At 39.6% G+C, this 7,297-nt stretch carries 10 protein-coding genes; 6 read left to right on the forward strand and 4 right to left on the reverse strand.

Annotation, left to right across the window (positions count from 1 at the left end):
• Window positions 1–57 precede the first annotated feature (57 nt).
• The 5 genes from AAGC65_RS23640 (at window position 58) to prmA (ending at window position 3,879) form a co-directional block, all read left to right on the forward strand.
• The gene (locus AAGC65_RS23640) at window positions 58–306 is read left to right on the forward strand and encodes a type B 50S ribosomal protein L31 (protein ID WP_096351682.1); all 249 of its coding nucleotides are present in this window, start codon (window positions 58–60) and stop codon (window positions 304–306) included.
• Window positions 307–372: 66 nt separating this feature from the next.
• Entirely contained in the window at window positions 373–1,557 is a 1,185-nt protein-coding gene (locus tag AAGC65_RS23645; RefSeq protein WP_343114936.1) for a GlmU family protein, read from the forward strand.
• Window positions 1,558–1,605: 48 nt separating this feature from the next.
• Window positions 1,606–2,370 (forward strand): triose-phosphate isomerase, encoded by a 765-nt coding sequence (tpiA, locus tag AAGC65_RS23650; protein ID WP_343114937.1) that lies wholly within the window; start codon window positions 1,606–1,608, stop codon window positions 2,368–2,370.
• Window positions 2,371–2,501: 131 nt separating this feature from the next.
• On the forward strand, window positions 2,502–2,975 hold the full coding sequence (locus AAGC65_RS23655) for a hypothetical protein (protein WP_343114938.1): 474 nt from the start codon (window positions 2,502–2,504) through the stop codon (window positions 2,973–2,975).
• 67 nt (window positions 2,976–3,042) lie between these two features.
• Window positions 3,043–3,879: a 50S ribosomal protein L11 methyltransferase gene (gene prmA, locus AAGC65_RS23660; RefSeq protein ID WP_343114939.1), complete on the forward strand. Its 837-nt coding sequence runs from the start codon at window positions 3,043–3,045 to the stop codon at window positions 3,877–3,879.
• A 210-nt stretch (window positions 3,880–4,089) separates the two neighbouring features.
• Here prmA and AAGC65_RS23665 read toward each other — a convergent pair whose 3' ends face one another.
• Both AAGC65_RS23665 and AAGC65_RS23670 read right to left on the reverse strand, forming a co-directional pair.
• Entirely contained in the window at window positions 4,090–4,743 is a 654-nt protein-coding gene (locus AAGC65_RS23665; protein ID WP_343114940.1) for an NAD(P)-dependent oxidoreductase, read from the reverse strand.
• A 56-nt stretch (window positions 4,744–4,799) separates the two neighbouring features.
• Window positions 4,800–5,207 carry an Rrf2 family transcriptional regulator gene (locus AAGC65_RS23670; RefSeq protein WP_343114941.1) on the reverse strand — a complete coding sequence of 136 codons (408 nt, stop codon included), beginning with the start codon at window positions 5,205–5,207 and terminating at the stop codon, window positions 4,800–4,802.
• Window positions 5,208–5,511: 304 nt separating this feature from the next.
• Between AAGC65_RS23670 and AAGC65_RS23675 the strand changes: the two genes are divergently transcribed.
• Window positions 5,512–5,853: a helix-turn-helix domain-containing protein gene (locus tag AAGC65_RS23675; RefSeq protein ID WP_172338262.1), complete on the forward strand. Its 342-nt coding sequence runs from the start codon at window positions 5,512–5,514 to the stop codon at window positions 5,851–5,853.
• Between the two features lie 30 nt (window positions 5,854–5,883).
• Here AAGC65_RS23675 and AAGC65_RS23680 read toward each other — a convergent pair whose 3' ends face one another.
• Together AAGC65_RS23680 and AAGC65_RS23685 are read right to left on the reverse strand one after the other, a co-directional pair.
• Window positions 5,884–7,002 carry a GNAT family N-acetyltransferase gene (locus tag AAGC65_RS23680; protein WP_343114942.1) on the reverse strand — a complete coding sequence of 373 codons (1,119 nt, stop codon included), beginning with the start codon at window positions 7,000–7,002 and terminating at the stop codon, window positions 5,884–5,886.
• 86 nt (window positions 7,003–7,088) lie between these two features.
• Window positions 7,089–7,297 (reverse strand): hypothetical protein (locus AAGC65_RS23685; RefSeq protein WP_343114943.1); only part of this gene is annotated, 209 nt, incomplete at its 5' end.

The raw sequence follows: 7,297 nt of genomic DNA on the forward strand, positions 1-7,297 counted from the left end.
TTTTTTAATTACATTTGCGCCTCTTTTAGAAAGTACAGAAGAAAAAGCTTATATATAATGAAAAAAGATCTGCATCCATCAAACTATAGATTAGTTGTATTTAAAGACATGTCAAACGACTATTCTTTTATAACTAAATCTTGCATCGATAGCCGCGAAACTGTAAAGTGGGAAGACGGTAACGAGTATCCATTGATCAAATTAGAAATTTCTCATACTTCACACCCTTTTTATACCGGTAAAATGAAACTGGTTGATACTGCAGGTCGTATTGATAAATTCCGCACACGTTACAACAAGAAATAATTCTTGTTCAATTAAATATTTGCAAAGTCGCCCGGTGTATCGGGCGACTTTTTTTATTTTTGCGCCATGTCTATTATTCTTTTTGACGATAACGCTCATTTAACACTACTGCCACTTACCTATACCCGGCCCGTTGCCGACTTGCGCATAGGTATATTAACTATAGCCGAAAAGTGGGGCAGGCATTTGAATCAAGATCATTCTTTTTATACCCGCGATTATTTGCAGGCAAAATTTCCTGAAAAAATTGAGGATGATAATTTGTTTATAAATGGCGCGGTTTGTCCTGATGAAAATCTGATAGAAGCAATTCAAAGTCTTCAGGCCGGACAGGCGCTTAAGTACAATGAACAATTATTAGCTGTACGTTTAGATCAGACTGCTGCCAATGCGTTCAGCGTCGATTCGGCGTTTAATGAAGTTATAAATTACTCCAACCTGTTTGTATCTATCCGTTACCCTGAGGATATTTTCAGGAAAAACGATATCGAACTTCGTAAAGATTTTCAACTAATTACTAAAGGTCGTACCAGCGCAAGTATAAGTTCAACCAACACCATTATAGGTAGCGATTTTTTTGCTGAGGAAGGCGCTACTGCCGAGTGTTCATCATTTAATACCACTAATGGCCCTATATACCTGGCTGCTGATACCCAGGTTTGGGAAGGATCTCATATTCGCGGCCCTTTTGCTATCTGCGAACATTCGCGGATAAAGATGGGGGCTAAAATATATGGCGGTACTACTATAGGCCCTTATTCAACCATTGGGGGCGAGGTTAATAATGCCGTGATTTGGGGATACTCGGCCAAGGGACATGAAGGTTATTTGGGTAACTCTGTACTGGGCGAATGGTGTAATATAGGAGCCGACAGTAATAACTCCAACCTTAAGAATAACTATGCAGAAGTTAGGCTTTGGGATTATACTACCCAGCGTTTCCGTAAAACCGGTTTGCAGTTTTGCGGCCTCATCATGGCCGATCATGCCAAATGTGGTATCAACACCATGTTTAATACCGGTAGTGTGGTAGGGGTAGGGGCAAATGTGTTTGGTGCTGGTTTCCCCCGCAATTTTATAGCCGATTTTGCATGGGGCGGCGCCCAGGGCTTTGAGGTTTACGGCATCAACAAAATGCTTGAGACCGCGCAACGGGTTTTTGAACGCCGGGAAAATCGAGAGTTTAATGACACTGAACAAGATATATTAAAGAAGGTATTTGAACTGACGGAAGAGTATCGCCGGTTTTAATACCCCATCAATTAACGTAATCTAACACAATCAACTAATACTAATAAAATGAGAAAAAAAATTGTTGCCGGAAACTGGAAAATGAACCTTGATTATAACGAAGGTTTAAGCTTATTTTCAGAGATCATCAATATGGTTAAAGATGAAATAACCGGAACACAGGAAGCTGTTATTTGCAGTCCGTTCATACATACACATAGCCTGGTTCAACTGGCTAAAGGTTATAATAAAGTTGCTGTTGGTGCTCAAAACGCGCATCAGGCAGAGGCTGGCGCTTACACCGGCGAAACATCTGCCAAAATGATCAAATCTGTTGGCGCGGCTTATGTTATTCTAGGTCACTCAGAGCGCCGTCAGTATTTTGACGAAAGCAATGAGTTATTAGCTAAAAAAACTGATACGGTATTGGCTCATGACCTGCGCCCTATTTTTTGCATTGGCGAAACCCTACAGGAGCGTGAGGCTAACCAGCATTTTGATGTGATCAAATCTCAACTGGTTGAAGGAGTATTTCATTTAGATGCAGCCCAGTTTTCAAAATTGGTATTAGCTTATGAGCCTGTTTGGGCTATAGGTACCGGTGTTACTGCAAGTTCTGAACAGGCGCAGGAAATACACGCGTTTATCCGTAAAGAAATAGCTGCTAAATACAACCAGGAAATAGCTGACAACACCACTATTTTATACGGTGGCAGCTGTAACCCTAAAAATGCTCATGAATTATTTGCTCAACCAGATATTGATGGTGGTTTAATTGGTGGCGCTTCCCTTAAATCGCGCGATTTTGTCGATATTGTTAAAGTATTTAATTAATTGGATGTGAGATGTTAGATATGAGATTTGAGACTTTGAATTATATGCATTGCTCTGATCTCAAACAGAAACAGATTTGTGCTGTTAAAGAGTAATCTCAAATCTCATATCTCAAATCTCACGTCTAAGCCATGAGGAAACTATTAAAGGTTCTGTTACCGGTTTTAATTGATTTCGGTATTTTTGGGGCGGTGGTTGCATATAATATGCCCTCGCATCCCATGAAGCTGATTGAGATTGGTAACGGAAATTTATATAGTTTGATGGCTTATTTCCATCTTTTTTGGCCCTTACTACTGCTCGTGGGTATCTTAACCCAATACCTCATTATTGTACCTCTGTGGGATAATCAGGCCGTTAAAAGCTTGAAAGCCCGTTTAGTTATCGGTTTGTGCATAGCATTTATTTGTTTCGCGTTTGCAGGTTCTATCAGTTATATTATCTGGGATCCATCCGAAGGTCGGAAGCCATTAATTAGCTTTTGGTGGTACCTGTCAGAAATACAACTTATTTATTGGGTTGTTACCTTTGTGATATTGTATCTGATGGACAGGCATAAATTCATCAGCACCAAAGCACCTGAGGAATTAGGAAGTGCGGCATAAAATAGAAACCAGGTACATTACCGGGAATCCTGAATGAGTTTGGGATGCTGATTAACATTCATATCAAATGAACTACTACGAATTACTTTTTACCACCATTACCACCGAAGATTACCAGCAGGATCTGTTGATCAACGCTCTGGGCGAAATTGGTTTTGATACTTTTGAAGAGCTTGAATTTGGCTTTAAAGCGTACATTCCGACAGATGATTTTGACGAGGAAAAACTAAAAGAACAATTATTGCCCTATGAGGATATGTTCACTTTTAGTTATGAGATAACCCTTATTCCGCAAAAAAATTGGAACGAGGTATGGGAAAGTAATTTTGAACCTATCGAGATCGGGAATAAGGTATATGTAAGGGCAACCTTTCACTCCGCTAAACCCGATTTTCCTTATGAGATAGTGATCGACCCTAAAATGGCTTTTGGTACAGGGCACCACCAAACTACGGCCATGATGCTGGAGCTGATACTGGAAAATACTTTTGAAGACAAAAAAGTACTGGATATGGGCTGTGGTACAGGTATTTTGGCCATTATGGCTGCCAAATTGAACGCTGCTGAAATTACAGCCATTGATTACGACCCGGTATGTTTTGACAGTACTATTGAAAATGCCGCACTTAACAATATAAATAATATAACGGCTCTCTGCGGCTCTAAAGAGGCTATCCCTGATGAGCAATATGATATTATACTGGCCAACATCAACCGGAACATTTTGCTTGATCAGATGGCGCGCTACGCAGAAGCGTTAAAGCCTGAAGGTGAGATCTACTTCAGCGGGTTCTATGAATCGCCCGACCTGGAAATCATTACCGACGAGGCCCGTAAATACGGCTTAAAATATATTACCCACAAAAAGACAAACGACTGGGTAGCCGCGAAGTTTATAAAATAGGGTAGGATATAAATATATCAATTGTGAGGCGCAGTGACGAAACAATCACTGACTTTGCAAAACAGCTCTGTAAATTCGCGATTGCCACCCTACGCTCGCAATGACAAGCTTTACCATTTTTGTTCCTTCAAGACTTACGAAGTTTTTAAAACTTCGTAAGTCTTCCCTTTAATGACAAATTCGCTATCGCTCGCAATAACATTAATTTAATTAATACGCAACAGTAAATCTGCGCTTAATAAAATTGTTGTTTTCCAGCTCGTCAATTACAGCAACAACCAGATCCTCGATAACAATAAAACTTTGGCCTTGCTCATCAAATACGGGCTGATCTGTACCTACACGATATTTTCCCGTACGTGGGCCATGTGTATCTGGATGTAAGTTAATGGCAGGGCTTAAAAAAGTCCAGTCGAGGTTAATTTCTTCTTTCAAAATATTTAGATAATCGCGGGCTGCGGATGCTCCGGTTTTAAATTGAGGCGGAAAGTCGGGGGAGTCAACCAATTGAAGGCCCGGCGCAATTTCTAAGCTGCCAGCTCCGCCAATAACTAACAAGCGCTTAACACCTGATTGTTTCACTGCCTGCTGAATAGCTTTAGATCCGGCTATAAAATTATCGTACATGTTAGGATCTGCCCAGCTGGCGTTAAATGCGCTAATTACCGCATCATGATCGGCAAGTACCGCTGCAAGATTTTCAATGTCTGCTACATCTGCGGTAACAATAGTTAATTTGTCGTTGGTAATGTCCAGTTTCTTAGGATCACGGGTTATTGCAGTTACCTCATGGCCACGTTGTAGTGCTTCGTTTAGTGTAGCCAGGCCTATGTTGCCGGTGGCGCCTATCAGTGCTAATTTCATAATGGATTTTTGTTTTTTAATGTAATTAAATTTGTTACAGTTATGGTTAAAAAAAATTATTTGAATTTGAGGCTAAAAGCAGCCAGGGTAATGCTATTTAGCTGATTAATAATGGCCAATTGCACATCATCTGCCAAAGTGTTTAGGTGTTGATTAATTTGCCGGCCAACCGGGCAATCGGGATTAGGAAGATTTTTGGCCTGCCCCAGTGCCGGGCCGTTGTTAACCGCTTTATAAACATCGCCTAAGGTTATTTTTTCTGGAGATCGGCCAAGGCTATAACCACCGGCTTGTCCTTCCTTGCTGGTAATTAACCCATAGTTGCGCAGGTTTTTGATCTCCTTGCGAACCAAAACCGGGTTAATATTGATGCTGCCGGCAATATATTCAGATGATATCAGCTCACCGGGCTCCTGATCAAGGAGGGTAAGTATGTGCATCGCTATCTGAAATTGACCGTTCATCTGTAATTAAAAAAGTTACAGTACAAATATGCAGTGTAACTTTTATAATACAAGTATTATTTTTAGCTGAATTGGTAAATTACTTTTTGATGATAAATGCGGGCTTAATTTTGAGTTAAATATTTGGCCTTTAGGTAATTAATATAATTAACCTCAAAAGAAAAAATCACTTAAACGAGAATTGTTTTGAAAAAGTTTCGCTTTAAATAAAATATTATGCAAATTAGTTGATAATTAGTGCAATAATAAATAATATTGCAAGGTAATTAACTTTCGCGAAACCTAATACTATTATTAAAGTCACATGAAAACACTTGGGAAAAAAATCAGACTGCTACGTCATCAAAAAGGGTGGAGCCAGGAAGATGTTGCAAAAAGATTGGATATTTCGATTCCGGCTTTTTCAAAAATTGAAACAGGAATAACCGATATTAATTTATCGAGATTGGAGCAAATCGCAACCTTGTTTGAAATGTCAGTAGTGCAGCTACTTACATTCAACGATGCTGAACACGACCAAAAATTTGTTAACGAATTAGAAACAGTTAACAAGCGTTTGATGGATCGTGAAACAGAGGTTATTGATCTGCAAAAGAAGGTAATTGAACTTTTTGAAGAGCTTAGGCACTCCAAAGCAACTGCATAAATATGAGCCCGGCTTAGCCGGGCTTTTTATTTAAAAAATATAACGCATAGTTAAATGCTTTTTACCAAAGGTAGCTCCAACAGCACTGTGGATAGCAATCATTTTCTCATTAAAGTCGCCTACCCAGGACAATTCCAGCTCGTCATATTGTTTTAAAGGCAAAACGTATTCTTTAAGCTTGATGAATATGGCTGATTCGAGCCCGTGTTTCTGATACTTTTGTTTAGTACCCATCACAATTGCCCTCATTCGCGACACACCTTTCCACCGATAATATAAAAATTTGAGCTTGCCTATCAGGTTAAGCTTGCCATTAAGGGGTTTAAGCATTTGGTTTGCATCAGGCAAAATGATAATGAATGAGGCTGGTTCATTGTCAACATAGGCAAACCAAATGAGCTTTTCGTCCATTAATGGTTTCATTTTTTCAAAGCTCTCGGATATGGTAGCCTGGGTAATGGGTACAAAGTTTTCAAAATCTTTCCAGGCATCATTATAGATCTCTATAAAATCAGCCGAGAATTTTTCCATTTCCTTTATCCTGAAATGCCTGAAATCGTAACCCGGTTTTTGAATAACCCAGTTGGCAATTTTAGTGAACCTTTCTGAAAATGGCTTGTGCACATCCAGGTGGTTGGTGATCTGTTCATACAGGGTTTTAAAGCCATAATCCTCAAAAAAGGCCTTGTAATAAGGCGGATTATAGTTCATGCCGTAGGAGGGGTGTGTAAACCCTTCTACCAGCAATCCCCAGAAATTGTCATTTTCGCCAAAGTTGATGGGGCCATCCATCGCCTGCATGCCATTCTCTGTTAACCAGTTTTTAGCCGTATTGAACAGTAAAAAGGCGGCTTCCTGATTATCAATACATTCAAAAAATCCCATGCCACCCGTTGGCTGATCGTAATGATAAGCTTTTTTATTATTGATAAAGGCTGCTATACGGCCAATAAGCTGATTATTATCATCGGTGAGTATCCAGCGGGTACATTTACCATCCTGATGAAAATTGTTTTTGGCAGGATCAAACACGGCTTCAACATCATTATCAAGGGGGCAAACCCAGGTACTATCATTTTTATAAATGATGCGGACCACATTTAAGAACGCTTGTTTTGATGTTTTGTCTTTTACTTCTGTAATTACCATAGGCGCGGCCTAATGGCCAAATATGAAAAAAAGCATCCAGTGGCAGGAACTGGATGCTTTTAAATTAAAATATGTGTCTTTATTAATTAATAATCGTCGTCGTCGTCATCGTCAAATGATTCATAACCTCTGCCCAGATCATCATCTAAAGGTCCATCAAAATCATCTTCATCCTCATCAACTGCTTTTTTCTTGTTAGGGGTAAGTTGATCATCGTCTTCATCCAAATCATCTTCTGAGTTGTCGATCTTTTTAGTGGTCGGTTTTTTTGGCGCTCCCATTGTAACGGATTTTA

It is taken from the genome of Mucilaginibacter sp. (assembly GCF_039207105.1).
GTDB lineage: Bacteria > Bacteroidota > Bacteroidia > Sphingobacteriales > Sphingobacteriaceae > Mucilaginibacter.